Origin of the sequence: Methylobacterium sp. DB0501 (assembly GCF_011043735.1) — a bacterium.
Taxonomy (GTDB): Bacteria; Pseudomonadota; Alphaproteobacteria; order Rhizobiales; family Beijerinckiaceae; genus Methylobacterium; species Methylobacterium alsaeris.
Genome location: NZ_JAAKGV010000009.1, coordinates 1 through 25,731 on the forward strand (window position 1 = coordinate 1; position 25,731 = coordinate 25,731).

General features: G+C 71.3%; 28 protein-coding genes, 1 tRNA gene and 1 rRNA gene. 20 read left to right on the plus strand and 10 right to left on the minus strand.

From position 1 onward, the window contains the following. The first annotated feature begins 168 nt into the window (after positions 1 to 168). Together rrf and G4G93_RS14525 are read left to right on the plus strand one after the other, a co-directional pair. Positions 169 to 284: ribosomal RNA gene (gene rrf / locus G4G93_RS14520) — 5S ribosomal RNA — on the plus strand. Between the two features lie 48 nt (positions 285 to 332). Continuing rightward, a tRNA-Met gene (locus tag G4G93_RS14525) sits at positions 333 to 409 on the plus strand. A gap of 47 nt (positions 410 to 456) precedes the next feature. On the opposite strand, the gene G4G93_RS14530 is transcribed toward G4G93_RS14525, so the two are convergent. Continuing rightward, on the minus strand, positions 457 to 1,287 hold the full coding sequence (locus G4G93_RS14530) for a phosphogluconate dehydrogenase C-terminal domain-containing protein (RefSeq protein ID WP_165085102.1): 831 nt from the start codon (positions 1,285 to 1,287) through the stop codon (positions 457 to 459). A 195-nt stretch (positions 1,288 to 1,482) separates the two neighbouring features. Between G4G93_RS14530 and G4G93_RS14535 the strand changes: the two genes are divergently transcribed. After that, on the plus strand, positions 1,483 to 2,499 hold the full coding sequence (locus G4G93_RS14535; RefSeq protein ID WP_165085103.1) for a TRAP transporter substrate-binding protein: 1,017 nt from the start codon (positions 1,483 to 1,485) through the stop codon (positions 2,497 to 2,499). Positions 2,500 to 2,526: 27 nt separating this feature from the next. On the opposite strand, the gene G4G93_RS14540 is transcribed toward G4G93_RS14535, so the two are convergent. Continuing rightward, positions 2,527 to 3,246, minus strand: coding sequence for a hypothetical protein (locus tag G4G93_RS14540; RefSeq protein WP_165085104.1), 720 nt, complete (start codon positions 3,244 to 3,246; stop codon positions 2,527 to 2,529). 194 nt (positions 3,247 to 3,440) lie between these two features. Between G4G93_RS14540 and G4G93_RS14545 the strand changes: the two genes are divergently transcribed. Then, entirely contained in the window at positions 3,441 to 3,695 is a 255-nt protein-coding gene (locus G4G93_RS14545) for a DUF6894 family protein (RefSeq protein ID WP_165085105.1), read from the plus strand. A gap of 122 nt (positions 3,696 to 3,817) precedes the next feature. Here G4G93_RS14545 and G4G93_RS14550 read toward each other — a convergent pair whose 3' ends face one another. The 4 genes from G4G93_RS14550 to G4G93_RS14565 all read right to left on the minus strand — a co-directional run bounded on the left by G4G93_RS14550 (position 3,818) and on the right by G4G93_RS14565 (position 9,919). Then, positions 3,818 to 4,657 (minus strand): TIGR02285 family protein, encoded by an 840-nt coding sequence (locus tag G4G93_RS14550; protein ID WP_165085106.1) that lies wholly within the window; start codon positions 4,655 to 4,657, stop codon positions 3,818 to 3,820. Positions 4,658 to 4,881: 224 nt separating this feature from the next. Then, complete coding sequence (locus G4G93_RS14555; RefSeq protein WP_165085107.1) at positions 4,882 to 5,724, minus strand: transporter substrate-binding domain-containing protein; 843 nt, start codon at positions 5,722 to 5,724, stop codon at positions 4,882 to 4,884. Positions 5,725 to 6,048: 324 nt separating this feature from the next. Beyond that, entirely contained in the window at positions 6,049 to 6,909 is an 861-nt protein-coding gene (locus G4G93_RS14560; RefSeq protein WP_165085108.1) for a transporter substrate-binding domain-containing protein, read from the minus strand. Between the two features lie 304 nt (positions 6,910 to 7,213). After that, positions 7,214 to 9,919, minus strand: a complete 2,706-nt coding sequence (locus tag G4G93_RS14565; protein ID WP_165085109.1) for a heparinase II/III family protein — start codon at positions 9,917 to 9,919, stop codon at positions 7,214 to 7,216. A gap of 231 nt (positions 9,920 to 10,150) precedes the next feature. Between G4G93_RS14565 and flgB the strand changes: the two genes are divergently transcribed. The 10 genes from flgB (at position 10,151) to fliP (ending at position 16,614) form a co-directional block, all read left to right on the plus strand. Further along, on the plus strand, positions 10,151 to 10,531 hold the full coding sequence (flgB, locus tag G4G93_RS14570; protein ID WP_165085110.1) for a flagellar basal body rod protein FlgB: 381 nt from the start codon (positions 10,151 to 10,153) through the stop codon (positions 10,529 to 10,531). Then, the gene (gene flgC / locus G4G93_RS14575) at positions 10,528 to 10,944 is read left to right on the plus strand and encodes a flagellar basal body rod protein FlgC (protein ID WP_165085111.1); all 417 of its coding nucleotides are present in this window, start codon (positions 10,528 to 10,530) and stop codon (positions 10,942 to 10,944) included. Before flgB ends, flgC begins: the two co-directional genes overlap by 4 nt. A 7-nt stretch (positions 10,945 to 10,951) precedes the next feature. Then, positions 10,952 to 11,305, plus strand: coding sequence for a flagellar hook-basal body complex protein FliE (locus G4G93_RS14580; protein WP_165085112.1), 354 nt, complete (start codon positions 10,952 to 10,954; stop codon positions 11,303 to 11,305). 13 nt (positions 11,306 to 11,318) lie between these two features. Beyond that, on the plus strand, positions 11,319 to 12,107 hold the full coding sequence (gene flgG / locus G4G93_RS14585; RefSeq protein WP_165085113.1) for a flagellar basal-body rod protein FlgG: 789 nt from the start codon (positions 11,319 to 11,321) through the stop codon (positions 12,105 to 12,107). A gap of 235 nt (positions 12,108 to 12,342) precedes the next feature. After that, positions 12,343 to 12,846, plus strand: a complete 504-nt coding sequence (gene flgA / locus G4G93_RS14590; RefSeq protein WP_165085114.1) for a flagellar basal body P-ring formation chaperone FlgA — start codon at positions 12,343 to 12,345, stop codon at positions 12,844 to 12,846. Continuing rightward, positions 12,846 to 14,009 (plus strand): flagellar basal body P-ring protein FlgI, encoded by a 1,164-nt coding sequence (flgI, locus tag G4G93_RS14595; protein WP_246736782.1) that lies wholly within the window; start codon positions 12,846 to 12,848, stop codon positions 14,007 to 14,009. Before flgA ends, flgI begins: the two co-directional genes overlap by 1 nt. Next, complete coding sequence (locus G4G93_RS14600; RefSeq protein WP_165085115.1) at positions 14,006 to 14,596, plus strand: MotE family protein; 591 nt, start codon at positions 14,006 to 14,008, stop codon at positions 14,594 to 14,596. Before flgI ends, G4G93_RS14600 begins: the two co-directional genes overlap by 4 nt. Beyond that, positions 14,596 to 15,318, plus strand: a complete 723-nt coding sequence (flgH, locus tag G4G93_RS14605; protein ID WP_165085116.1) for a flagellar basal body L-ring protein FlgH — start codon at positions 14,596 to 14,598, stop codon at positions 15,316 to 15,318. The genes G4G93_RS14600 and flgH overlap by 1 nt, the downstream gene beginning before the upstream one ends. Before the next feature lie 25 nt (positions 15,319 to 15,343). Then, entirely contained in the window at positions 15,344 to 15,835 is a 492-nt protein-coding gene (gene fliL / locus G4G93_RS14610; RefSeq protein ID WP_165085117.1) for a flagellar basal body-associated protein FliL, read from the plus strand. Beyond that, positions 15,832 to 16,614 (plus strand): flagellar type III secretion system pore protein FliP, encoded by a 783-nt coding sequence (gene fliP, locus G4G93_RS14615; RefSeq protein ID WP_165085118.1) that lies wholly within the window; start codon positions 15,832 to 15,834, stop codon positions 16,612 to 16,614. Before fliL ends, fliP begins: the two co-directional genes overlap by 4 nt. A 91-nt stretch (positions 16,615 to 16,705) precedes the next feature. Here fliP and eutC read toward each other — a convergent pair whose 3' ends face one another. From eutC to G4G93_RS14630, 3 genes are all read right to left on the minus strand, one after another. Continuing rightward, positions 16,706 to 17,572, minus strand: a complete 867-nt coding sequence (eutC, locus tag G4G93_RS14620; protein WP_165085119.1) for an ethanolamine ammonia-lyase subunit EutC — start codon at positions 17,570 to 17,572, stop codon at positions 16,706 to 16,708. Continuing rightward, positions 17,569 to 18,939, minus strand: coding sequence for an ethanolamine ammonia-lyase subunit EutB (locus G4G93_RS14625; protein ID WP_165085120.1), 1,371 nt, complete (start codon positions 18,937 to 18,939; stop codon positions 17,569 to 17,571). Before G4G93_RS14625 ends, eutC begins: the two co-directional genes overlap by 4 nt. Positions 18,940 to 19,077: 138 nt before the next feature. Beyond that, entirely contained in the window at positions 19,078 to 19,935 is an 858-nt protein-coding gene (locus G4G93_RS14630; protein ID WP_165085121.1) for a transglutaminase family protein, read from the minus strand. A gap of 172 nt (positions 19,936 to 20,107) precedes the next feature. Here G4G93_RS14630 and G4G93_RS14635 point away from each other — a divergent pair, with 172 nt between their 5' ends. Together G4G93_RS14635 and G4G93_RS14640 are read left to right on the plus strand one after the other, a co-directional pair. Next, the gene (locus tag G4G93_RS14635; RefSeq protein ID WP_165085122.1) at positions 20,108 to 20,326 is read left to right on the plus strand and encodes a DUF6894 family protein; all 219 of its coding nucleotides are present in this window, start codon (positions 20,108 to 20,110) and stop codon (positions 20,324 to 20,326) included. Between the two features lie 622 nt (positions 20,327 to 20,948). Next, positions 20,949 to 21,548: a PepSY domain-containing protein gene (locus G4G93_RS14640; RefSeq protein WP_165085123.1), complete on the plus strand. Its 600-nt coding sequence runs from the start codon at positions 20,949 to 20,951 to the stop codon at positions 21,546 to 21,548. A gap of 169 nt (positions 21,549 to 21,717) precedes the next feature. Here G4G93_RS14640 and G4G93_RS14645 read toward each other — a convergent pair whose 3' ends face one another. Then, positions 21,718 to 22,221: a GNAT family N-acetyltransferase gene (locus tag G4G93_RS14645; RefSeq protein WP_165085124.1), complete on the minus strand. Its 504-nt coding sequence runs from the start codon at positions 22,219 to 22,221 to the stop codon at positions 21,718 to 21,720. A 320-nt stretch (positions 22,222 to 22,541) separates the two neighbouring features. On the opposite strand from G4G93_RS14645, the gene G4G93_RS14650 reads away from it, so the two are divergent. The 4 genes from G4G93_RS14650 to G4G93_RS14665 are packed head-to-tail and all read left to right on the plus strand — an operon-like array spanning position 22,542 to position 25,653. After that, complete coding sequence (locus G4G93_RS14650; RefSeq protein WP_165085125.1) at positions 22,542 to 23,396, plus strand: transporter substrate-binding domain-containing protein; 855 nt, start codon at positions 22,542 to 22,544, stop codon at positions 23,394 to 23,396. Positions 23,397 to 23,427: 31 nt separating this feature from the next. Beyond that, a complete protein-coding gene (locus tag G4G93_RS14655; protein ID WP_165085126.1) occupies positions 23,428 to 24,132 on the plus strand; it encodes an ABC transporter permease in 705 nt (234 codons plus the stop codon). 13 nt (positions 24,133 to 24,145) lie between these two features. Beyond that, the gene (locus G4G93_RS14660; RefSeq protein ID WP_165085127.1) at positions 24,146 to 24,856 is read left to right on the plus strand and encodes an ABC transporter permease; all 711 of its coding nucleotides are present in this window, start codon (positions 24,146 to 24,148) and stop codon (positions 24,854 to 24,856) included. Positions 24,857 to 24,870: 14 nt separating this feature from the next. After that, positions 24,871 to 25,653 carry an ABC transporter ATP-binding protein gene (locus G4G93_RS14665; RefSeq protein ID WP_165085128.1) on the plus strand — a complete coding sequence of 261 codons (783 nt, stop codon included), beginning with the start codon at positions 24,871 to 24,873 and terminating at the stop codon, positions 25,651 to 25,653. Positions 25,654 to 25,731: the final 78 nt, after the last annotated feature.

Below are 25,731 nucleotides of genomic sequence, written 5' to 3' on the forward strand. Positions count from 1 at the left end.
AAGCGCGGTAACGCGCTGAGCTGACCAGTACTAATCGCTCGATCGGCTTGATCGCTCTCATGATCCGTGTCCGGATCAACCCCGACACCACGACACGATGAAGACGCCTGACGCAGCCGAGCGGCTGCCGCAGAGCGAATGCTTGCCGCAACGAACGTGCTTGGCCGGTCTGGTGGTCTGAGCGGGGTGATCAGAACCCGATCCCATCTCGAACTCGGCCGTTAACCGCCCCAGCGCCCATGGTACTGTGTCTCAAGACACGGGAGAGTCGGTCACCGCCAGACCTGCCAAGCACGTCATATTCCCTCAATACGATGCAGATCACACCCTGGCGCGGGGTGGAGCAGCCCGGTAGCTCGTCAGGCTCATAACCTGAAGGTCACAGGTTCAAATCCTGTCCCCGCAACCAAACATACGAACAGGCCCGTTGGCTTTTGCCGACGGGCCTGTTCGCGTTCAGGTGATCCGCCGGATGCTCTCGGTGATCTCGGGTTCGTCGAGGCAGCCGAGCCAGTCGTCGCGCATCAGGCGCGGCTTGCCGAACTGGATCGCCTTGTTGCAGGCATCCGAGAACACCCCGTCGATCTCCTTGAAGGTGACGGCCGCCAGGATGTTGAGGTGGCCGAGCAGGAAGTCGCGGGCGCATGTCTCCGGTACGCCGCGGCGCACGGTTTCGTCCATCGCCTCGCGCATCACCGCGAGCAGCGTGGCGCAGACGGTCTCGGACAGGCCGGGCTCGAGGAGCGCCATCTGCTCGACCGTGACCCGGTGCGAGCGCAGGATCGGCGCCCAGATGGTCGTCGCGACGCGCTCGCCGAGGGCGTAGGCCTCCTCCGGCCCCTGCATCAGCGCGTTCACGATCGATTGCCGCGCGGCCACGCCGCCGAAATGGTCGCGTCGCCCCGCCTCCGTGGTCTCGTCGTTGAAGATCGGCGGGTGGCAGGGATGTGTGACGAAGTAGGTCAGGTCCGGCCGCTCCGGCAGGTGGCCGGCGAAGGGGGCGGCGGCATCGAGGATCACCACCATCGTGCCGGGCTTGAGCTTCGGCGACAGGGCGTGGGAGACGCGGCCGATCAGGGTGTCGGGCACCGCCAGCACTACGACCTCGGCACCGTCGAGGGCGGCCTCCGCCTCGACGCAGTCCAGGCCGAGCTCGGTCTTGAGCCGCTGGCGCCCGTCCTCCCCGACCTCGACCGGGGCGACCCGGAACGGCGACCCCGCCAGGTTGCGGGCGAGCCGCATCCCCATCTTCCCTCCGGCCCCGAACAGCGCGATCGTCTCGGTCATGGCGTCTCCTCCCGCTTGCGGCCCCCGGTCGTCGTCGGACCCGTTCGGGGGCCTCTCGTCGGGTGACGGCGCGCCCGAGAGTGGCGGCGCAGGGCGGCCGCCGCAATCGGATTCGTCGTCCTCGCGCGACGGCGTGAAGGGGGCGTCAAGAGATCGGGGCGTAGCGCCGGGGGTGATCGCAAGGAGGATCGAGAGATGACGCGGCGCGCCCTGTTGCAGGCCTGTCTGGGAGGCGTGGGCCTGGTGGCCCTGTCGCCGTTCACTCCCCTCGCCGCCGAGGGAGCGGCCGGGAGCGCCCCCATCGTGTGGCGGATGCCGACCGAGTACCCTGCCAGCACCATGCCGGGCGAAGGCCTCGCCGCCTTCGCGCGCCTGGCGGCCGAGCACAGCGGCGGAACGCTTGCGGTGCAGCCGAGCTACGACGCCGCCGCGGGCCTGCGCTCGGGCGCGATGATCGGCGCGGTGGAGGCCGGCACGGTCGATGCGGCGGATGCCTTCACCGGCCCGCTGGCGGCGGTCGATCCGATCTTCGGCCTGTCCTCCCTGCCCTTCCTGGCGACCTCGGTCGAGGAGGCCCGGGCGCTCGCCGCGATCGCCCGGCCGGCCTATGCACGAGCGCTCGCAGTTCATGGCCAGCGGCTGCTCTACGTCACGCCCTGGGCGCCGTCGGGGATCTGGTCGCGCCACGCCCTCGCGGGCGCCGCCGACCTGCAGGGATTGCGGATCCGCACCTACGATGCGACCTCGACCGCAATCCTCGCGGCGGCCGGGGCGCGGGCGGTGAACCTGTCCCAGGCCGACGCGATCCCGCAGGTGAAAGCCGGCGCCGTCGACGCGATGCTCTCCTCCGGCGATGGCGGCGTCGGGCGTCGCCTGTGGGAGCAGCTGCCGCACTTCACGGCGGTGCAATACGCAATGCCGATCTCGATCGCCGTCGTCTCGGGCGCCGCCTACGATGCCCTGCCGGAGAGGGTGCGCCGGGCCGTCGACGCGGCCGCCGCCGAGACCGAGGCCCGGCAATGGGCGGCAATCCGCACCCGCCTTGACGAGAACTTTTCCCGGATGCGCCAGAACGGCGTCGTCATCGCCGACCCGCCGGCACCCACGATCACCGAAACCCTCGCCCGCGCCGGCGAGGCGGCCGTGGCATCCTGGGTGGCGGAGACCGGACCGGAGGGCGAGCGGATCCTCGCGGCCTATCGCCGGCGATGAGCGGCGGGGGCCGGGAGAGGCGGGCGATCACGCCGCCAGCCCGGCCCGTTCCCGCTTCGCGGCCTCCAGCCGGATCCCGGCCTCCTCCAGCCCGAGCGGCGGCGCCTGCCGGCCGATGCCGAGAGCCTCGTCGAGGATCGCCACCGCCTCGGCCCAGGTGCCGGGCCAGAACAGGGCGGCGGCCTCGGCCGCGTCGGCGGCGGTACGGGGATCGACCTCGGCGGCGAAGAGTGCGGCGCGGGACGCGGCCGCCGCGCGGGCGCCGCGGACCCAGGTGCCCTGGCGGCCGGCTGCTTCGGCGAGCGAGCCCGCCGACCAGGCGGCGTGGCGCGCCACCCTCACGGCCCGGTCCAGGTCGGCGGCCTCCCGGCAGGCCGCGGCGTGCTGCGCCAGCCCCGCCCGCTCCAGCACCGGCGGCAGCAGGCGGCGCACCCCTTCGAGGACGAGGTGGATGGTGCGCGCCTCCTCGATCGCGGGCGCATCGGCGGAGCCGGCGAGGCGCAGCACGAAGGTCATCAGGCGCGGGCGCTCGGCATCCGGCATCGCGTCGTTGAGGCCGAGCGCGTAGGTCGCGAGCGGGCCCGAGAAGCAGGGTGGGCAATCCGCCGAGGAGCGGATCGCCCGGTACGGCAGGCCCGCCGCGACGACCGCCGCCTCGTTGATGCAGGTGCCGCCGTCCGGGCCGGGAAAGGCGTGCGAGCCCGGCAGCAGGCGCCAGTTCAGGATGGTGTCGAAGGGGCCGGACATGGGGTCTCCCGCCGGGGGCGCGATCGGTGCCCCCTGAAACTGGCAGGAATCCCGGCCGGCGGCGAGCCCTCTTCGCCGCTGCGGCATCACGCCCCCGCCCTGGCCGGATTGCAGAAATAGAACATATAGTGAACATTAACTCTGGCCGGCATTGCCGGCGGAATCGGGCCGAGGATCGAAGAGAGAGGCACGGCATGACGCGCTACCGCTTTCACTGCACCAACGGTTCCGAGTGCATCCTCGATGCGGAAGGCAGCCTCGTGCGCGGCCCGGTCGCCCTCGCCCGCCGCGCCCGGCAGGTCGCCGCGGCGGCGATGCGCAGCCTCGGCCCGGGCGACGACGGCGCCGGGTGGCGGGTGAGCGTTCACGATCTGACCGGCCGGCAGGTCTGGGTCGAGCCGTTCGTCGTGCAGGGGGCGGTTCTGCCGGAGACCGCTCTGGCCGCCTGAGCAGGCTTGCGTTGGCAGGCCAGCGCTTCGTCCGCTCGGCTGGTGTTTGGTCGCGAAACCGGCAACCGCATTCGCGAAATCTGCCTAGAGCGCTGTCCGCTTGCAACGCGATCGTACAGCGCTCAATCACTGGCCAGGAAGGTGTCGTAGACGGCGCGGATGCGCGGCAGGTCGGCGTCCGCCGCCCAGGCCTCGACGATGTTGCGATAGGCCGGGCTCGGCCGCTCCGTCGCCAGCACCGCGTCGATGCGCGCCACCACCTCGCGGCCCCAGGGCGTGCCGGCACACATCACCCGGGCGAAGACCGGCTCCGGGCTCTCGGCGAAGGGCAGGCCCACGAAGGCGCCCGGCCGCCCGAGCAGGCCCGCATAGTAGCTCACGCTGCTCGAGAACTCGACGAGGTAGTCGAGGCGGTCGTTCAGCAGCATCCGGAACGCCTCGCCGAACTCCGAATGGGTCTGACCCGGCGGGTATTGCCGGAACAGGGCATCGACCGCCGGGGCGATGGCGCGGTTGCGCAGCATGCTGGTACGCAACGAATGATGCTCGGTCAGCAGGCCGCGCAGGGAGAGCGGCCCGAGCGCCTCGAAGCGGGCGCGGTTCGCCGCGTGCACGACGATGCGCAGGGGATAGAACATCGCCACCGGCCGCGAGAACACCGCGAAGCCCTCGCGCTCGGGCGTCTTCACGCCGCCGACGAAGCACCATTCCTCGCCGGTCTTGAGCGAGGCGAGGACGCGCGGGAACGGGACCGTCATCGTCGAGTGGCTGTACTCGGTCAGCCGGGCGGTCAGGAGCCGGCGGATCCGGTCGAAGATGCCGGTGTTGCGCTCCTCGCCCTCGACCATCATGAAGGGCGGGGCATCGTAGACCGTCCAGGTGATCTGCTTGCCCTCGGCCCGCGCCGGCCCCGTCAGGGCGAGCGCGACGACCAGACCGGCGAGACCGCGCCGCTTCACCATGACGTCTCCCGCGAAGTCATTGAGTCAGTATCGGTCAATGCAGGTCTCGCCTTCAACGTCAACTTAAAAGACGCATGATCGTGATCCGGGCGGGGCGCCTTCACACGATAAGTCTTGGCAAGATTGCAATTGTCGATTGTGGTGCGAGGCCGGGACGGGGCGGTGCAGTCGCCCCGCCATCGCTTGCCGAATCGATCACCGTCCGAACCAAGTCAATTGCCGGCTCAATCACTCGTCAGAAAGGTGTCGTAGACGGCACGGATGCGCGGCAGGTCGGCGTCCGCCGCCCAGGCCTCGACGATGCTGCGATAGGCCGGGCTCGGCCGCTCCGTCGCCAGCACCGCGTCGATGCGCGCCACCACCTCGCGGCCCCAGGGCGTGCCGGCGCACATCACCCTGGGGAAGACCGGTTCCCGGTTTTCCTCCGCGAAGGGGAAGCCCACGAAGGCATCCGGCGCGCCGAGAGCCCGGGCGTGGTAGGCCGCGATGCTGGAAAACTCGACGAGGTAGTCGAGGCGATCGTTCAGCAGCATCCGGAACGCCTCGCCGAACTCGGAATAGGTCTGACCCGGCGGGTATTGCCGGAACAGCACGTCGGCCGCCGGGGCGATGGCGCGGTTGCGCAGCATGCTGGTGCGCAACGAATGATGCTCGGTCAGCAGGCCGCGCAGGGAGAGCGGCCCGAGCGCCTCGAAGCGGGCGCGGTTCGCCGCGCGCACGACGATGCGCAGGGGATAGAACATCGCCACCGGCCGCGAGAACACCGCGAAGCCCTCGCGCTCGGGCGTCTTCACGCCGCCGACGAAGCACCATTCCTCGCCGGTCTTGAGCGAGGCGAGGACGCGCGGGAACGGGACCGTCATCGTCGAGTGGCTGTACTCGGTCAGCCGGGCGGTCAGGAGCCGGCGGATCCGGTCGGAGATGCCGTTGTCGCGATTCTCGCCCTCGACGATGGTGTAGGGCGGCGCGTCGAAGACCGTCCAGGTGATCTGCTTGCCCTCGGCCCGCGCCGGCCCCGTCAGGGCGAGCGCGACGACCAGACCGGCGAGACCGCACCGCTTCACCATGACGTTTCCCGAAACGTGCTTCGACCAGGAGCCGGTTAATGCAGGCCACGCCTTCAAGATCAAGTTAAAGGCCGCGCAACCCCTGCGGGATAAACCTTCCGGTGCGGATGTCGTGGCAAGCTGCAATGTTAGGGTGTGGATCGCGGGACGGTCCCTCGGCGGCGCTGTCGCGCGACAGGTCATACCGACGGTCGTTGGAAACGAGCCTCGGTTCCGTTCTCGAATCTTCGCCGGGCCCACGGGCCCGGACGTCCGGGCTCGGCATCGAACATTCGCGATGGGTCTACGGCCCCGTCGATGCGTCAGAACCCCGGGCCGGTGGCATCAATCGCTGGCCAGGAAGGCGTCGTAGACGGCGCGGATGCGCGGCAGGTCGGCGTCCGCCGCCCAGGCCTCGACGATGCTGCGATAGGCCGGGCTCGGCCGCTCCGTCGCCAGCACCGCGTCGATGCGCGCCACCACCTCGCGGCCCCAGGGCGTGCCGGCGCACATCACCCGGGCGAAGACCGGCTCCGGGCTCTCGGCGAGAGGCAGGCCCACGAAGGCGTCCGGTGCCCCGATCTGGCGGGCGTTGTAGGCCGTGATGCTGGAGAAATCGACGAGGTAGTCGAGCCGGTCGTTCAGCAGCATGCGGTACGCGTCCTCGAACCGGATGTAGGTCTGGCTCGGCGGGTGTTGCCGGAACAGCGCATCGACCGCCGGGGCGATGGCGCGGTCGCGCAGCATGCTGGTGCGTAAGGACCGGTGCTGGGTGAGCAGGTCGCGCAGGAAGAGCGGCCCGAGCGCCCCGAAGCGGGCGCGGTCCGTCGCGCGCACGACGACGCGCAAGGGGTAGAACATCGCCACCGGCCGCGAGAATGCCGCGAAGAGCGCACGCTCGGGCGTCTTCACGCCGCCGACGAAGCACCATTCCTCGCCGGTCTTGAGCGACGCGACGATGCGGGGGAACGGCACCGTCACGCTCGTGACGGCGTAGTCGGCGAGCGTCGCCGAGAGGAGGCTGCGGATCCGGTCGAAGATGCCGGCGCCGCGATTCTCGCCCGCGGCGATCGTGAAGGGCGGCGCGTCGAAGACCGCCCAGGTGAGCCGCTTGGCCTGGGCGCATGCCGGCCCTGCGGCGATCGAGGCGAGGAGCGCCAGGGCGAGTGCGACGACCGGGCCTGCACGGGCGCGTCCCGTTATCATGACCTGTCCTGCGCGATCCTGCGATCGATGCACGGTTGACGCCGGCCGGCCTCGCATGTCGGGTGACGTGCCACAGGGATCATCGACAGGAGATCATCGAACCGGGGACGGCCTTGGTCGTTCCGCACTGTGATACCGATTCCTGCGCCTGATGCGTGGCCGTAGCCTGAGGCCGCACATCAAGGTATCCGAATTCGACTCATACGATTGCCGACTGATTGCTTCGCAATGCGGAAATCGGCTTCGCTCGGGCGCCGCGCGGGCTGGTGATACGAAATCCGGACGTGATCTTCCGGATCTCGTATCACTCCCCCATCACGAACGGCGTCAGCTCCTCCCGCGCCAGGATCCGCGCCAGGGAATCCTCCGCCGGGCCGTCGACCGCCATCAGCAGGCCGCCGCAGACGGTGCCGCGGCCCGAGACCGCGTAGCGCAGGGTGCAGGCGGGTTCGAGGGCGCCGGGGCGGGCGACGACGAAGCCCTGCATCGTGCCGGGACGCTCGCTGCGGGCGATCACCGCCTCGAATCCCGCCACCCTGCCGGCGATGGCGAAGGGCACGAGGCCCAGGCGCCGGCCGCCCTGGCGCGCCTGGGCCCGCCGCGGTCCCTCGATCGCCACCAGGCTCTCCGGCGCCAGGTGGGCGAAGGCCCGGAAGGCCAGGGCGGAGCCGTCGGCGGCGGTGAAGCGGTCGATGACGGCGAGGCCCGAGAGGTCGTTGGGCAGCACGAAGATCCGCCGGTGGTGCAGGCCCGGCCCGTGCACGTCGGTCTCGACCGCGTGGGCGATCCCGCCCGGCAGCGCCAGGCTGCCGCGGTGGCGGCCCCGCCCGGCCACCGGCTCGCTCCCGTCCGGCACCGCGACGTTGTGGGCCCGGGCCGAGAGCAGGTAGTGGCGCGCCGCCCCGGTCTCGACCTGCTCGGAGCCGCCGGCCTCGACGATCCAGCGGGTGGCATTCGCCGCGTAGACGTAGGAGGTGCAGTCGGCGTGGCCCTGCGGCGCGGTCTCGGCGAAGGTGCAGGCGAAATGAGCCCAGCCGCGGCCGGCGGTCTCGTGGCGCGCCGACAGCCCGTCGGGCCGCAGGCTCGACGAGGCGGCCGCCGGAGACGCGGCAGGATGGGCGGCAGGGCGCTGCGCCACCAGCCCGGCGCTGCCGCGCAGGCGGGCGATCCAGCCGGCATCGTCGCTCCCCGCAAAGACCTCGCCGAAGGGCGGCAGCCGCCCGCCCGGATCGAGGAGGCCGGCGAGGTCGGCGAGCGCCGCCTCCGTCCGGGCGGCGACGAGGGGACCGGGTGCGGCCTCGCCGAGGGGATCCTTGAGCGCCCGCCCGAGGGTGACGAGGTCGAGGCGGCGGTGGAGCGAGGAGTCGGAGAAGCGCCCGTCCGCGGGCAGCAAAGCCGGCAGGCCGTCGCGCAGGCTCTCGCGGGCGAGTCCCTCCCAGTGGCCGGCGAGCGGCAGGCGCGGCAGGGCGCGGGCGATCCCCAAGAGCGCCGCGGCGGCCTGGACCTGGTGCAGGCTGCGCCCGAAGGTGTTCTGGCCGACGATCTCCGCCAGAGCGAAGCCGTGCCGCACCGCCTCCCCGGTCAGGAGCGGGGCCGCCGCCCCGGCCCCCGGCAGGGCGAGGAGCCCGATCCAGACCTCCGCCCGGGCCGGCAGCGCCCCGGGATGCAGGCTCAGCGGGTCGGCCGGCTGGCCCCAGGGATTGGCCCGCGACCAGCCCTGCGCGAGGGCGAGCGCCCGGGCCGGCGCCGCCTCGGCCAAGGCCGGGAGCCAGGACAGGGACTGGTAGGCGAGGCGCCAGGGAATCGAGACGGAGGGGCTGGCCCGGAACGGATCCTCGCGGAAGCTCGGGGCCTCCGGCAGCGGCCAGTCCGGGCTGCCGGCCAGCCGCAGGACGAGGGTGCCGTCGGGCCGCAAGCCGACCGGGCGGTCCTCGCCCCGCAGGGCCCGGGCGCGGGCGAGGGCCAGGGTGGCGGCGCCGGCCTCGCCCGGACCGGGGATCCAGGCGGCCTCGGCGCCGGGATCGCGCCCGAGCCGGGCCGAGAGGCGGGCGAGGAAGCCCGGCGCGTCGAGGAGGTCGTCGCCGCACAGGCTCTCGAGCCGGAACCGATCCTCCAGCGCCACTTCCGGGGCCCCGAGCAGCTCGACCGCGGGCAGCCTCTCGCCCTCCTCCTCCCAGGTGCAGAAGCCGAGATCGAGGGTGGCGGCGCCGGCCGGCGGCTCCAGGTCCAGGGTGAAGCGGCGGGCCTGCGGCTTCGCCGGGAGGTTGATCGTCGCGCCGAGGCCCGGCCGCTCGTCGGAGCCCGGCACCGAGACGGTACCCGGATAGGGCGGCGGGATCTCGGTCCCGTCGCGGTCGCGGTAGACCAGGCTCACCCGCGCCGCGTGCTCGCTCGGCCGGGGGGCATGAATCTGCCCGCGCACGACGAGGCCGAGCCCGGGCACCAGGGCATGGCGCAGGAGGTCCGGCGCCGGCCCGAGGCGGCGGCGCCGGAACGCCGCATCGTCGAGGGCCGCGCCCGGACGCAGGCGCAGGTCGGCGACCGTGAATCCTTCCGTGTTGCGCCAGGAGCGGAGCGTCAGCGCGAGGCCCCGGGCCTGGGGCGGCACGCCGAACGCCACCCGCAGCGGGGCCGCCCGCAGGAACTCGCTGCCGGCGGGCTGGCAGGCCGGCCCGGCGATCCAGGCGCTGTGCGGATCGAGCAGCGTGCGGGCGAGGCCGGGCACCTGCTCGACGTCGAGGCTCGACCCGTCGGCGGCGAGGAAATCGAAGCCGGCGAGCGCGAAATCGAGGGCCTGTCCCCCCTCCTCCTCGGGCGACCAGGCGAGGCGCGCCTCGAGGCAGCACCGGGTCCCCGGCGGCAGGTCGGCGAAGGTCAGGAGCACCCGCGACCACCGATTGTTGGCGGTGATCGCGTGCTCGCCCTCGCGCGCGCCGGGCCCCGCCCCGCCGGCATAGCGGGCCTGGACCGGGAGCAGGGCCGGCTCGGAGGGCGGCAGGGCCGGAAGCATGATGCGACGGAACGGACAGAGCCTGGAGGGGAATCCCAGCGCCAGTGCCGGGGACGGGCCTCCCCTGTCAAGGCACCGATCGCGTCACCGGGGGGCGCGGCTGCCGTCCCCGCCCGCCAGCTTCGCCAGCCTCGGGCAAGGTTGCGACCCTAAATCCTCGGTTACGCGGCAGGCCCGGCCATCGGGTCGTTTCGGGACGATGCGAGGAGTGACGGACATGGAGGGCTTCGCGTGACGGGCGTCTACCTGTTCGATCTCGCTTCGCTGCACACCCGGTACCTGTCGGTGCGCCAGTCGGCCATCGCCGGCAACGTGGCGAACGCCAACACCCAGGGCTACCAGGCTCGGGACACCGTGCCCTTCGCCCTGGTGCTCGCCCGCACCGGCTCCGACATGGCGAAGACGACGCCGGCCCATCTCGGCACGCAGGGCCTCGGCGTGCAGACCCGCAAGGACCAGGCCGGCTGGGACGTGCTCGAGACCGCGAGCAGCGTCAGCCTGGAGCAGGAGATGCTGAAGGCCTCCGAGGTGTCGCGCCAGCACAACCTCGATGTCGGCGTGGTGCGCAGCTTCCACCGCATGCTGATGTCGGCCGTGAGGAGCGGATCGTGATCGACCCCCTGCTGGCCGCCTCCCGCCTCGCGAGCGCGGGCCTCGAAGCCCAGTCCCTGCGCATGCGGGTGGTGTCGGAGAACCTCGCCAACACCCAGTCGACCGGCGACGTGCCGGGGGCCGATCCCTATTCGCGCAAGACCGTGACCTTCAAGGCCGAGCTCGACCGGGCGATCGGCGCCGCCTCGGTCAGGGTGCGCGACATCGACACCGACAAGACCCCGTTCCGCGTCGAGTACGACCCGAGCAACCCGGCGGCGGACCAGAACGGCAACGTCAAGCTGCCGAACGTGAACGCCCTGATCGAGATGGCCGACATGCGCGAGGCCAACCGCTCCTACGAAGCCAATCTGCAGGTGATCAAGCAGGCCCGCGCGATGGTGGCCAGCGTGATCGACCTCCTGAGGACATGAGCCACCGATGATCGAGGCCCTCACCCTCTCGGCCTTCGACCGGGCCGCCGCTTCCGCCCGGCCCGAGGCGGCGGCTGCCGTCCAGCGCGCCGTGCTGCCCCCGGTGACCGGCGCCGGCCTGCCGGGCGTGGACGCCGCCGCGCCGACGGATTTCGGGCAGATCATGGCGAGCTTCGCTACCGGCGTGCGCAACGACCTGCGCACCGGCGAGGCCGCCTCGATCGCCGGCATCCAGGGCAAGGTGTCGACCCAGCAGGTGGTCGAGGCGGTGATGTCCGCCGAGCAGAGCCTGCAGACCGCGGTCGCCATCCGCGACAAGGTCGTGGCCGCCTATCTCGAACTGAGCCGCATGGCGATCTGAGGATTTCACCAAGATGAGAGCGCTCGCCGTCGCCGCCACGGGCATGTCCGCCCAGCAGCTCAACCTCGAGGTCATCGCCAACAACATCGCCAACCTGAACACCACCGGGTTCAAGGGGGCGCGGGCCGAGTTCACCGACCTGCTCTACCAGGCCGAGCGGCAGCAGGGCGTGCCCAACCAGTCCGGCCAGGAGGCGGTCCCCGAGGGCGCGATGCTCGGCCTCGGCGTGCGCGCCGCGGCGATCCGCAACCTGCACCGCCAGGGCCAGCTCACCAATACGGCGAACCAGCTCGATCTGGCCATCAACGGCCGCGGCTACTTCCAGATCACGAGCCCGAGCGGCGAGATCAACTACACCCGCGCCGGTGCCTTCAACAAGAACGCCACCGGCCAGCTCGTCACCCTCGAGGGCTACACGGTCGATCCGGCGATCCTGATCCCGCCGACCGCGACCGAGATCACCATCAACCTGTCGGGCCAGGTCTTCGCCAAGATCGACGGTCAAGTGGCGCAGCAGAATATCGGCCAGATCACCATCGCCAACTTCGCCAACGAGTCGGGCCTCGAGCCCCTCGGCAACGGCCTCTACCGCGAGACCCCGGCCTCGGGCGCGGCGGTGATCGGCAATCCGGGCGATGCCAGCTACGGCAAGCTGCAGCAGGGCTACCTCGAAGGCTCGAACGTCGACCCGGTCAAGGAGATCACCAGCCTGATCACCGCCCAGCGCTCGTTCGAGATGAACTCCAAGGTGATCCAGGCCGTCGACGAGATGGCGGGCACGATCGCCAAGGGTATCCGCTAAGAAGGTATCCGGTCACAGGAAGCCGGCGAGCCGCGATCCGGCCCGCCGGAGGTCGAAAGCTCGGGCTCGAAGAGATCGCCGAGAGTTCCGGAGCCCTCCTGCGAGGCTGCTGCAGGCAGCGGCACCTCGGGATGCGGTCGCGGGTGGGAGAAATTCTACCGATCGAGTCGAACACGCTCCGAATCTGCCACGCCGCCGGCCCCGGCGGCGCCCCTCCTCCCGGCGCGACACCTCCATGCGTTCCATTCTCCGGCACTCCCGTCTCCTGCTGGCGCTCGTCGGCCTCTGCCTTCCGGCCGCCCTCGGCATCGCCGCCCCGACCTCCTCGCCCACCGCCCTCGCGGCGGACGAGATGATGCTGCCGGTGCCGGTCGTGACGATCTATCCGGGCGACACGATCAAGGAATCGATGCTGCGCTTCCAGGCCTACCCGTCCACCTTCCGGGCCCGGGCCGCCGTGATCGACGCGCCGCTCGCCATCGTCGGCCGCACCGCCCGCCGGATGCTGCTGCCGGGCGAGCCGGTGCCGGTCAACGCCATCGACGATCCGCGCCTCGTCACCCGCGGCACGCCGACCCAGATGATCTTCGAGGAGAACGGCCTCGTCATCACGGCGGTCGGGTCGCCGCTGCAGAATGGCGGCCTCGGCGAGACCATCCGGGTCCGCAACACCGACACCAACCGCATCGTGCTCGGCACCGTGATGGCCGACGGGCGCATCAAGATCGGCGGGTTCTGATGCGAGCCGTCCTCCGCGCCCTCCGCGCCGGCGTCGCGCTGGCACTGGTCCTCGTCATGGGCCTCGACGTCGCGCCGGTCGTCCCTGCGCACGCCGCGGCGCCCGTGATCGCCACCGGCGGCTTCGCCCGGATCAAGGACGTCGCCAGCCTCAAGGGCGTGCGCGACAACCAGATCGTCGGCTACGGCCTCGTCACCGGCCTGCAGGGCACCGGCGACACCCTGCGCAACGCCCAGTTTACCGAGCAGTCGCTGCAATCGATGCTCGACCGGATGGGCATCAACGTGCGCGACGCGCGCCTGCGCACCCGCAACGTCGCCGCCGTGATGGTGACCGCCGACCTGCCGCCTTACGTCGGCGCCGGCTCGCGCATCGACGTCACGGTCACCTCGCTGGGCGACGCGACCTCCCTGCGGGGCGGCACCCTGCTGATGACGCCCCTGTCGGGCGGCGACGGCAACGTCTACGCCGCCGCGCAGGGGCCGCTGGCGGTCTCAGGGTTCTCGGCGCAGGGCCAGGCCGAGCAGCTGACGCAAGGGGTGCCGACCGCCGGCCGCATCCCGAACGGCGCGCTGATCGAGCGCGAGGTGCCGGGCGCGTTCCGCGACCTGCCCGAGCTGATCTTCGAGCTGAAGAACCCCGACTTCAAGACGGCGACGATGGTGGCCGACGCCATCAACGCCTACGCGATCGGCCGTTTCCGCCGCCGCATCGCCAGCCCGCGCGACCAGCGCTCGGTGGTGCTGCAGCGTCCCCGCGACATGATCCTGCCGCGCCTCGTCGCCGAGATCGGCGACCTGACGATCCAGCCGGACGTCCCGGCCCGGGTCGTGGTCGACCAGCGCACCGGCACGGTGGTGATCGGCCGCAACGTCCAGATCTCCACGGTGGCGGTGACCCACGGCAACCTCACGGTGCGGGTCACCGAGACGCCGGAAGTGTCGCAGCCCGCGCCCTTCTCCAACGGCCAGACCACCGTGGTGCCGCGCACCGAGGTCGCGGCCCGCGAGGAGCAGGGCCGGCTCGCGGTGCTCGGCGGCTCGGACCTCCAGACCCTGGTGCGCGGCCTCAACCAGGTGGGTCTCAAGCCCACCGACATCATCGCGATCCTCCAGGCGGTGAAGACCGCCGGCGCCCTCCAGGCAGAGCTCGTCGTGCAATGACCCGGATCCTCGCCGCCCTCCTGCCGGTGCTCTTCCTGGCGCTGCCCGGGCCGGCTCTCGCCGCCGGCGACGGCCACGGCGCCCCGGCGAGCGACCCTGCCAAGGACGCGGCGATGCGCGCCATCGCGGCCCGCGACGCCCCCAAGGAGCCGACCGCCCAGGACTTCGTCGCCCGGGACGCGAAGGATGCGGGCAAGTCCGGCTACTGCGCCACCATCGCGGACGCGGCGGCCGACGCCCGCTTCGCCTGGCAGAAGGAGCAGCTCGCCGCGCTCGAGAAGCAGGTCGAGGAGCGCATCCGCCGCCTCGAGGAGAAGCGCGTCGAGTACGAGGCGGTGGTCCAGCGCCGCAAGGAGTTCCTGGCCAAGGCCGACGAGAGCGTCGTGGCGGTCTACGCCAAGATGCGGGCCGACGCCGCGGCGCTCCAGCTCTCCAACATGCCCGAGGACAACGCCGCGGCGATCCTGGTGAAGCTCAATGCCCGGACGGCGAGCGCGGTGCTCGCCGAGATGGAGGCCTCCCGCGCCGCCACCCTCGCCCGCAAGATGGCCGAGGCCGGCCGCCGCAAGGACAACGAGAGATCGTGATGACCCGCTCAGCTCCGGCCCTCTGCCTCCTCGGGCTGGCCGTTTCAAGTCTGTCCCTCGCCGGCTGCCAGAGCAGGCTCGACGAGTTCGGCCGCCCGCCGACCCTGACGCCGATCGGCACCGGGCTCTCCGCCCCGCGCGAGGCCCTGCCCTCGACCTTCGGCTCGCTCCAGGGCCGCCACAGCTACCATTCGACCTGGACGCCGGCGAGCGCCGACCTCTTCCAGGATCCCCGCGCCCGCAACATCGGCGACGTGCTGACGGTCAGCATCCTGATCAACGACAAGGCGCAGTTCGACAATGCCAGCGACCGCTCGCGCAGCCAGAAGTCGAGCCTCGGCTTCGACTTCGGCTACGGCGTCTCGGGGCTGAAGGACTCGGCCACCGCCGATACCGGCATCCGCTCCGGCACCGAGACCAAGGGCCAGGGCACCATCGACCGCAAGGAGAACCTGAGCCTGTCGGTGGCCGCGGTGATCACCGAGGTGCTGCCCAACGGCAACCTCCTGATCAGCGGCTCGCAGGAGATCCGGGTCAACAACGAGGTCCGGGTGCTCAACGTCGCCGGCATCGTGCGGCCGCGCGACATCTCGCGCAAGAACACCATCGATTACGACAAGATCGCCGAGGCCCGCGTCTCCTATGGCGGCCGCGGCCGCCTGACCGACGTGCAGGGGCCGACCCTCGGCCAGCAGATCTTCGAGACCGTCGCGCCGTTCTGACGGCCTCGAACCGGAAGGACCCGCGATGGCGGACAAGGACGAGACGAAGAAGGGCGGCGGCAAGGCGTGGATCGGCGCGCTCGCCCTCTGCACCCTGGTGGCGGTGGGCACCGGCGCCGCCCTCGGCCTGTACCTGATGACGAGCGTCGAGAAGGCCGCCGGCGAGAAGGCGCGTGAGGCGCAGGAGCACGAGAAGGCCGCCACGGTGCTGAACTACACCGGCGATCTGACCCTGCGCAGCGTCGGCTCGGTCGTGACGAACCTCGCCGAGCCGGCGGATTCCTGGATCCGGCTCGAATCCTCGGTGGTGTTCAAGACCGGCAGCCTGCCGACTCCCGACATCACGGTGGCGGAGATCAAGGCCGACATCGTCGCCTACCTGCGCACGCTCTCGACGGCGCAGATCGAGGGGGCGAGCGGCCTGCAGCACCTGCGCGAGGACCTCAACGAGCGCGTCGCCCTGCGCACCAAGGGCGCCGTGCGCGAGGTCATCGTCGAAGCGTTGGTGGTCCAGTGAGCCGGCGCCTCCGCCGCGGTCTCGCCTGGGCCCTCCTTCCCCTCCTCGTGCTCCTCCCCGCCGGCGCGGCGCTGGCGCAGGGGGCGGCCGGCGCCGTCACCGGCATCCCGGCCCTCGATTCGCTGCTGCCGGCCGGCAACGGCGCCGCCAGCGGGCGCATCCTCCAGCTCGTCGCCCTGCTCACGGTCCTGTCCCTGGCGCCGGGTCTGCTCGTGATGGTGACGAGCTTCACGCGCTTCGCCGTGGCGTTCTCGTTCCTGCGCTCGGGCCTCGGCCTGCAGAGCACGCCGGCCAACCTGTTCCTGGTCAGCCTGTCGCTGTTCATGACCTTCTACGTCATGGCGCCGACCTTCGACCGGGCCTGGAGCGAAGGCGTGCGGCCGCTGCAGGAGAACCGGATCACCGAGGAGGAGGCCTTCACCCGCATCACCGACCCGTTCCGCGAGTTCATGTCGGCCCAGGTGCGCCCGAAGGACCTCCAGACGTTCCAGGACCTCGCCAGCCGCACCTTCCCCAAGCCCAAGGAGGGCGAGAAGATCGACCTGCGCATCCTGATCCCGGCCTTCATGATCTCGGAATTGCGCCGCGGCTTCGAGATCGGCTTCCTCATCGCCCTGCCCTTCCTCGTCATCGACATGATTGTCTCGACGATCGTGATGTCGATGGGCATGATGATGCTGCCGCCCACGGTGATCTCGCTGCCGTTCAAGGTGTTGTTCTTCATCCTGATCGACGGGTGGAACCTGCTGGTGAGCGGGCTGGTCCGGTCGTTCTTCTAAGTCTGTTCCACATCGAGCGCGTGCCCGAACCTCGCCCTGTGCGGAGCAGGCCGGGAGCGGGGCGGCGCGACGCCGAAGGACTTGGCGCCCGTCAGGACGGTTCCGCTTCATCCGGAAGCGGGGTCCCCTCTCCCGCAGAGGGGGAAGGGGTCGGATGAAGCCCCTCGATGAGAGACGTCGCTCCCGCCCCCGCCAGCAACCGGTCGCTCTCGTCCTTCAATCCCACGCCCGTCAGCCGCCGGGTCAGCGCCTGGTCGATCAGCCAGTGCAGCTTGAACGCCGCCAGTTCGGGCTTCAATCCCGCCGCCCGCACGTTCGACAGGCAGTTGCGCTCGGCATCCGTGCGGCCCGGCCGCGGGTCGAAGGTGAGGTAGATCCCGAGGCTGTCGGGCGAGGACAGGCCGGGCCGCTCGCCGATCAGCACCGCGACGGCCCGCGCCTTGAGCAGAGCCCCGACCGCGTCGCCGAGGGCCACTCGCCCTTGCGTCGCCACCACCACCGGCGCGAGGTGCCAGCCGGACCCGGCGAGCGCCGGCTTGAGCGCGCGGAGGAGCGGCACCGCCCCCTCGTGGACCGCCCGGGCCGAGAGGCCGTCCGCCACCACGAGGGCGAGGTCGACCGGGTCGCGGGCGGCCGCCGCCAGCGCCGCCGCGCAAGCCGCGTCGAGCCGGCGACCGAGATCGGGCCGGCGCAGGTAGGTCGCCCGGTCCGGCGCCGCCGAGGCCGCGGCCAGGGTCTCGAAGCCCAGAGCCGCGATGCCGGCCCGCACGTCGTCCGCATCGAGAGGTGCATGCACCGCGTCGCGGGCCTGGGCATGGGCGAGGCCGAAGCGCAGCACCTCGCGGGTCGGCAGCCCGGATCCGGCGCGGCCGAGCGCGATGCGCGCCGGGGTCAGGGCGGCGAGGCGCCGCCAGGGATCGGCGGCACCGGCCGCGGCGGGATCCTCGTCGCGGCTCACGCGGCGAGCCCCGCGAGGAGCGGCGCGCCGCCGCCCGGCAGGAGCGCGCCGGCCGCATCCGTGAGTCCCATCCGGGCGAGCCAGTCCGAGAATTCCGGGGCCCGTCTCAAGCCCATCACCTCGCGCAGGTAGAGCTGGTCGTGGAACGAGGTCGACTGGTAGTTCAGCATCACGTCGTCGGCGCCGGGCACGCCCATGACGTAGGTCACGCCGGCGGCGCCCAGGAGCGTCAGCAGCGTGTCCATGTCGTCCTGGTCGGCTTCGGCGTGGTTGGTGTAGCAGACGTCGACGCCGAGCGGCACGCCCATCAGCTTGCCGCAGAAATGGTCCTCCAGCCCGGCCCGGATGATCTCCTTGCCGTCGTAGAGGTATTCCGGCCCGATGAAGCCCACCACCGTGTTGACGAGGAGCGGCCGGAAGGCGCGGGCCACCGCGTAGGCGCGGGCCTCCAGCGTCTGCTGGTCGATGCCGTGATGGGCGTCGGCCGAGAGGGCCGAGCCCTGCCCGGTCTCGAAATACATCACGTTGTCGCCGACCGTGCCGCGCTTGAGCGCCAGGGCCGCCTCGTGCGCCTCCTTCAGCAGCGGCAGCGTGACGCCGAACGAGGCGTTCGCAGCCTGCGTTCCCGCGATCGACTGGAAGACGAGGTCGACCGGTACGCCGCGGTTCATCGCCTCCAGCGTCGTGGTGACGTGGGTGAGCACGCAGCCTTGCGTGGGAATCGCGAACCGGTCGATCAGCTCGGCCAGCAGGTGCAGCAGGCCGGTGAGACCCTGCACCGAATCCGAGGCCGGGTTGATGCCGATGCAGGCATCGCCGCAGCCGTAGGAGAGCCCGTCGAGGATCGACGCGGTGATGCCGGCGGGGTCGTCGCTGGGGTGGTTGGGCTGGAGCCGCACCGCCAGCGTCCCGGGCAGCCCGATCGTGTTGCGCAGGCGCGTGACCACACGGGCCTTGCGGGCGACCAGGATCAGGTCCTGGTTGCGCATGATCTTCGACACCGCGGCGGCGATCTCCGGCGTCACCCCGGGGGCGATCCGGGCGAGCGTCTCGGACGAGGCGGCGAGCAGGAACTCGCGGAAATCGCCCACGGTCAGGTGGGCGATCGGCCGGAACGCCGCATCGTCGTGGAGGTCGAGGATCAGCCGGGTGACGTCGTCGGCCTCGTAGGGAATCAACGGCCGGGCGAGGATCTCGGGCAGCGGCACCTCGGCGAGGCACCAGCGGGCCGCCACGCATTCCTCGGCGCTCTCCGCCGCCAGCCCGGCGAGCCGGTCGCCGGAGCGGGGCGGGCTCGCCTTCGCCATCAGATCGGCGAGGTCGGCGAAGACGAAGGTCCTGGGTCCGACGACGTGACGGTAGCTCATGCGAGGCCTCCCGGGGCCGAGCCTAGAGCAGCGCCCGATCGCGTTGCAATCGAACGCTGCTCCAGATCTTTGATTTTTTATAAGACGAACCGGTATCCACTTCGGCGGAGGATGCTCGAGCGCAGGCCGGCCGCCGCGTCAGGATCCGTCCCCGGGCCCGTCCTCTGCCGTCGAGATCGCCGCGACCGTGCGGCTTCCCGTCTCCGGCGCGCCGTCGGCCCGGTCGATGCGGATCTCCATGCCGGTCGGCGTCATCTCGCCGAACGGGGTCGAGAAGGCGATCTCGGCCGCGTCGCGCCCGACGCCGATCCGCACCAGCCCGTCGAGATTGGCCTGCCGGGTGGCGTCGAACAGCCACCAGCGGCCGTCGAGATAGGCCTCGAACACCGCGTGGAAGTCGCACGGCACCAGGCCGTAGGCGTAGCAGCTGACGAAGCGGGCCGGGATGCCGAGCGCCCGGCAGAAGGCGGCCCCGAGATGCGCGAAATCGCGGCACACCCCTGCCCGCTTCAGGAGCGTCTCGTCGGCGGTGGTCTCCTCGTCGCTGGCGCCGCGGACATAGGCGATGTGGTCGTGGATCCAGTTGCAGATCCGGCTCACCCGCTCGAACCCGGTCGGCCCGTCGCCGAACTCGGCCTCGGCGAACGGCGTGAGCCTGTCGGAGGAGACGAAGCGGCTCGGTAGCAGGTAGGGCAGGATGTCGAGGGGCAGGTCCTTCACCGGCGTCTCGCGGATGCCGATCGGGTCGGCGCGGTGCAGCGCGAGGGTGACCTCCGCCTCGTAGTCGAGGCTGAAGCGACCGGGCGGCACCGTGACCGCGACGTAGCGGTTGCCGGTCTCCGGCGCGACGTGCCGGCGTACCGGTAGGTCCGGAGCCAGGCGGAACGTCTCGGCGAGGTCGCGGTGGCGCGCCAGTTGCGCGACCTCCAGGTTGAAGATGAAGACCGTCTCGGCCTCAACCTCGTAGGCGAGGTGACAACCCAAAGTGTAACGCATGGCTTGAGGCCCTCCCGGCAGGCGGGATAGGATGAGGCAAGAGCCGCGCCGATTCGGCGCGCGCGGAAACCCGCGCGGGAGCGGCCCGACTTTTGCGTCATTTCGTCCGGCCCGTGTCGAGGCGCGGGTCGCCCGGCCCGGCAGGATCGGGGCGAGCAGGGAGGACAAGACCGTGCACCGCTACTTCTTCGATCTCGATGCCGGAACCTGGGATGCCCGCGACACGATCGGCGTCGTGCTCAACGATGCCGGCGCCGCCCATGCCGAAGCCGTCCTGGCCCTGCGCTCCTGCGCCCTCGACCCGGCCCGCTCCGCCGGCGCGATCCTCGCCATGAACGTCCGCGACGAGACCGGGCGGACGGTGTTCCGGGTGTCGCTGGCGGCGCAATGACGGGACGAGCGCGGGGTGGCGGTTCGCCGTCACCCTCGATCGATGCTCATTGCATCTCTTGGATCGGAGGGGATGTGAAGCCCAAACGACGTCGACACTTCACACGGTCATCCCGGACTGCGCTGCGCGGCCCCTGAACGACGAGGGAGCGATGCCGGGCATCCCGGTCGGAGGGGCGAGCACGCAGACGCTTTGCGGTCCATCTGGGCGACGCCGAGCGCCCGCAAGTCCGGCTCGATTGCCTTGAGGTGAGTCCAGGGCGTGGTCGCCGTCCATCGCTGTCGGGCCTGTTCCAAGCTTGCATCAGATCATCGGCTTGCCGCCGGTCACCGGCACGGTGGCGCCCGAGCCGTCCTCGCCTCCCCGCTCGCGAGCATCACGTGGATCCCTGCCCGCGCCGCGGCCGGGCATCGGGACCGGGCTCGGGCGCTCGAACGGAGGGCTTCGGGAAGTCGGTCATCGGCTTGGCTCCGGGGCGGGTTGCGATGCCTGACTGACGGGTGGGGGGTATCCCTGTTCCGGGCGGGTCCGTGCCGCCCACACGAGCAGGCTGCCCATCGGGCAACCAAGTCGGGGGAAAGGCGTTTCCGGTGTCCGCGACGATACACCCTCGGAGAGTACGATGCTGACGCGCTTCCTCGCCACCGCCGGCGCCCTCGCCCTGACCACCGGCTTGGCGCTGGCCCAGACCACTGCCCCGACTGCCCCGACCGCGCCCGGTACGGCCCCGGCCGCGCCCGCCGCCACCGCGACGGGCGACATGAAGGACATGAAGGAGTTCCAGGCCGCGAAGCTGACCAAGATCAGCCTCGCCCAGGCGATCACCACCGCCGAGCAGCAGGGCGAGAAGGGCCGCGCCATCGACGCCGATTTCGAGAAGGCCGACGGCAAGAACCCGACCCACTGGGCGATCAAGGTCGTCTATCCGGACGGCAAGCTGGTCGAGTACGGCATCAACGCCGAGACCGGGGAGCTCTACAAGAGCGAGAACCAGCCGATCGAGCGCTACTTCACCCGCCTGAAGGTCGCCGACTTCAACAACGCCAAGGTCTCGCTGAAGGACGCCCTGGCGCTCGCCGAGAAGCAGGCCGGCGGCGGCAAGGCCTACGAGGCCGAGGTCGAGCGCGAGGGCTCGGCGGTCGCCTACGAGATCAAGGTGGCGCTGGCGGACAAGGAGCAGGAAGTGAAGATCGGGCCGGACGGCCAGGTGATGAAGGACTGAGTTTTCACGATAAGGCACTGTTCCCCTCTCCCTCGCGGGAGGGGGACGATGCATTTTGCGTAACGACTCCGTACCTTAAAGACTTGCTGCGTCATCCTGGGCTCGCCGCAAGGCGAGAACCCGGGATGACGAAAGGGCTCGAAGTCCGTCAGGCGACCTCGAGCAATATTCAGACCGTCCCGCCGATCACGCTCCCGCTCGCTTCCGCCAGCGCTCCCTCCCGCAGCTCCAGGGCTAGGAACCGCCCCGGATCGACCGGGCCCGGCAGGATGAGCTTGCGCGGCGGCAGTACCGAGAAGCCGAAGCGGGCATAGTACGGCGCGTCGCCGACCAGGATGACGAGGCCGTGGCCGCCGGCGCGGGCGGCGTCGAGGGAGGCGCGCATCAGGGCGCCGCCGATGCCGCGGCTGCCGAAGGCCGGGTCGACCGTGAGCGGCCCGAGCACCAGGAGCGGGCTCGACCCCGCGTGGGCCGGCGAGACCCGCACCGAGCCGACCAGCAGCGTGCCGACGAGAGCCGTGAACGAGAGTTCGGGACGATGCGGGACGCCCTCCCGCAGGCGGAAGGCGGTGCGGGCGTAGCGGCCGGGGCCGAAGGCGCGCTCGTGCAGGCGCTCGATCGCGTCGTTGTCGCGCGGGGATTCGGACCGGATGACGAGGGGAAGCGTGGTCACGGAGGCACACTCGGGGCAGGCGCGTCTGGGGCGGGCGTTGAATCAAGGGCGGATCGTTCAACCGATCCGTCGTCGCGCCTCTGCCCTCGGGGCCATGACCGTCACTCCCGGCGAGCGTCGCACTCGCGGCGGGCAGGATCGCCCGCGGGGCGCCATAGCAGCGCTTGGATGTGAGTGCAAACGGCCGGTCGCTGGCCACGTCCAGAGCGATCCTGGCACGCCCCTCGCATCATCCGGCGTGCAGGCTTGCGTCGGCGCACGCCTTAAGGGACAGCTAGGCGCGTGAAGGCCGGGAACGGCTCAGGGGGACAACGCCGCACATGAGAATCCGATCTGCTCTCGCCCTCCTCCTCTCGCTCGCCCTCGGCTCCGCCGGGGCGGCCCGTGCCGACGACACGGTGCCGGAGACGGTCCGGATCGCCACCGAGGGCGCCTATGCGCCCTACAACTTCACCAAGCCCGACGGCACGCTCGACGGCTACGAGATCGAGCTCGGCCGCGAGATCTGCGCCCGTGCCAAGCTCAAATGCGAGTTCGTGGCCCAGGACTGGGACGGCGTGGTGCCGGGCCTCAACGCCAAGAAGTTCGACGCCATCATGTCGGGCATGACCATCACCGACGCGCGGCTGAAGGTGGTCGATTTCACCAAGCCCTATAGCGGCGATTCCTCCGGCTTCGCGGTCGACCGCAACGGGCCGCTGGCGAAGCTGCCCCTCGGCGGCCAGAAGTTCAGCCTGGCCGACGAGGCCGAAGCCCAGAAGGCCCTCGACACGATCAAGCCGCTCCTCAAGGGCAAGACCGTCGGCGTCCAAGTCTCGACCATCCACGCCGCCTTCATGGACAAGTACCTGAAGGGCACCGTCGAGGTGCGCGAGTACAAGACCACCGAGCAGCACGACCTCGACCTCGCCGCCGGCCGCATCGACGCGATCTTCGCCAACGACGCGCCCCTGCGGGCCACCGCCGAGAAGCCGGAATTCGCCGATACGGTGATGCTGGCCGGACCGCGCTTCCGCGGCGGCATCCTGGGGCGCGGCGTGGCGATGGGCCTGCGCAAGGGCGAGACGAAGCTGAAGGCCCGGCTCGACGAGGGCATCGACGCGGTGATCGCCGATGGCACCCTGAAGAAGCTCTCGCTCAAGTGGTTCAAGGCCGACCTGACCCCGCAGGGTTGACGGCCCGGAACCGGACGAGGATCGGCCCCGCGTGAGTGCCTCCACCCTTCTCGGCTTCGGGCCCGGCGGCTGGGGCGGCGCGCTGCTGCTCGCCGCCGGCACCACGCTGGCATTGGCCCTGTGCGGCTTCCTCCTCGGAGCGGTGCTCGGCGGCCTGGCGGCCGCGGCCAAGCTCTCGGGCCTCCTGCCCTTGCGGGCGCTGGCCGACGGCTACACCACGCTGCTGCGCGGCGTGCCGGACCTGCTCGTCATCTACCTGATGTATTTCGGCGGCAGCGCGGCGCTCGGCAGCATCGCGGGCCTGTTCGGCGTCACCGGCTTCGTCGGGGTGCCGGCCTTCGCGGTCGGGGTCGCGGCGCTCGGGATCATCTCGGGCGCCTACCAGGCCGAGGTCTTTCGCGGGGCCTACCTCGCCCTCGACCGCGGGCAGATCGAGGCGGCCCGGGCGGTCGGCATGCATCGCGGGCTGATCCTGCGCCGGGTCGTGGCGCCCCTCGTCGCCCGCGACGCCCTGCCCGGCCTCGGCAACGTCTGGCAGATCCTGCTCAAGGATTCGGCGCTGGTCTCGGTCACCGGCCTCGTCGAGCTGCTGCGCCAGGCCCAGGTCGGCGCCGGCTCGACCCGCCAGCCCTTCACCTTCTACCTCGCGGCGGCCGCCCTCTACCTCGCCATCACCTCGCTCTCCACCTGGGGCTTCGCGAAGGCCGAGACCCGTGCCCGCCGGGGCGCCCGATGAGCGCGGCACGATCATGATCGATCTCGATTTCCTGGCCTCCACGGTGCGCACGCTGCTCGGCGGCCTGCCGCTGACCTTGAGCCTCACCGCCGGCTCGGTGGCTTTGGGCGGCGTGCTGGCGGCGCTCGCCGCCTGGGGCCGGCTCTCCGGATTCGCGCCGGCGGATTGGTTCGCCCGGCTCTACATCTTCGTCTTCCGCGGCACGCCGCTCCTGGTGCAGCTCTTCCTGATCTATTACGGGCTCGGCCAGTTCCGGCCGACGCTCCAGGCCTGGGGCCTGTGGACCGTCTTCCGCGAGCCGTACTGGTGCGCGCTGCTCGCGCTCGCCCTCAATACCGGCGCCTACACGGCGGAGATTTTTCGCGGCGCGGTCCTGTCGGTGCCGCACGGGGCGCTGGTGGCGGGCCGCGCCTGCGGCATGCCGCGGTGGCTGCTGTTTCGCCGCGTCACCCTGCCCCTTGCCACCCGCCAGGCCTTGCCGGCCTACGGCAACGAGGTGATCTCGGTGGTCAAGGCGACGTCGCTGGCCTCCACCATCACGATCATGGAGATCACCGGCCTCGCCCAGAAGCTGATCGCCCAAAGCTTCCGGGCGCTCGAGGTCTTCGTCTGCGCCGGCGCGTTCTACCTCGCGCTCACCTTCGTGATCATCGGCTGCTTGCGGGCCGTTGAGGCCTGGCTGTCGCCGGACCTGCGCCCGCGCCCGGTGGCCCGCCCCGCCTGAGACCGGATCGTCCCATGCTCGCCCCCTCGCCCACCCGTCCCGAGGCCGTCGCGGTCCGCGACCTGCACAAGCATTTCGGCCACCTCGAGGTCCTGCGCGGCGTCTCGCTTTCGGCTCGGGAGGGCGAGGTGGTGGCGATCCTCGGTTCGTCCGGCTCCGGCAAGTCGACGCTTCTGCGCTGCATCAACCTGCTGGAGGTGCCGGAAGCCGGCGAGGTCGTGATCGGCGACGAGCCCGTGGCCTGGCGCCCCCGGCGCGGCGGCCGGGTGCCGGCGGATCGCGCCCAGGTCGACCGCATCCGCTCGCGGGTCGGCATGGTGTTTCAGAGCTTCAACCTCTGGTCCCATCGCACGGTTCTGGAGAACGTGATCGAGGCGCCTGTCCACGTCCTGGGGCGAAAAAAGGCCGAATGCGTCGCCGAGGCCGAGAGCCTGCTCGCCAAGGTCGGCATCGCCGACAAGCGCGACCACTACCCTGCCCACCTCTCCGGCGGCCAGCAGCAGCGCGCCGCCATCGCCCGCGCGCTCGCCATGCATCCGCGGGTGCTGCTCTTCGACGAGCCGACCTCCGCCCTCGATCCCGAGCGCGTCGCCGAGGTGTTGCGGGTGATGCGGGCCCTCGCCGAAGAGGGCCGCACCATGCTGGTCGTCACCCACGAGATGGCCTTCGCCCGCGACGTCGCCCACCGGGTGGTGTTCCTGCACGAGGGGCGGATCCTGGAGGACGGGCCGTCGGAGCAGGTCTTCACCGCACCGCAATCGGAGCGGTTCCGGCAGTTCCTGGCGCGGGGGGAGTGATACGAAGTCCGGAAGCCCCCTTCCAGCATTCGTATCACCAGCCCGCGCGGTCGAGGGGGGCGTGCCGGCTTCGAGATC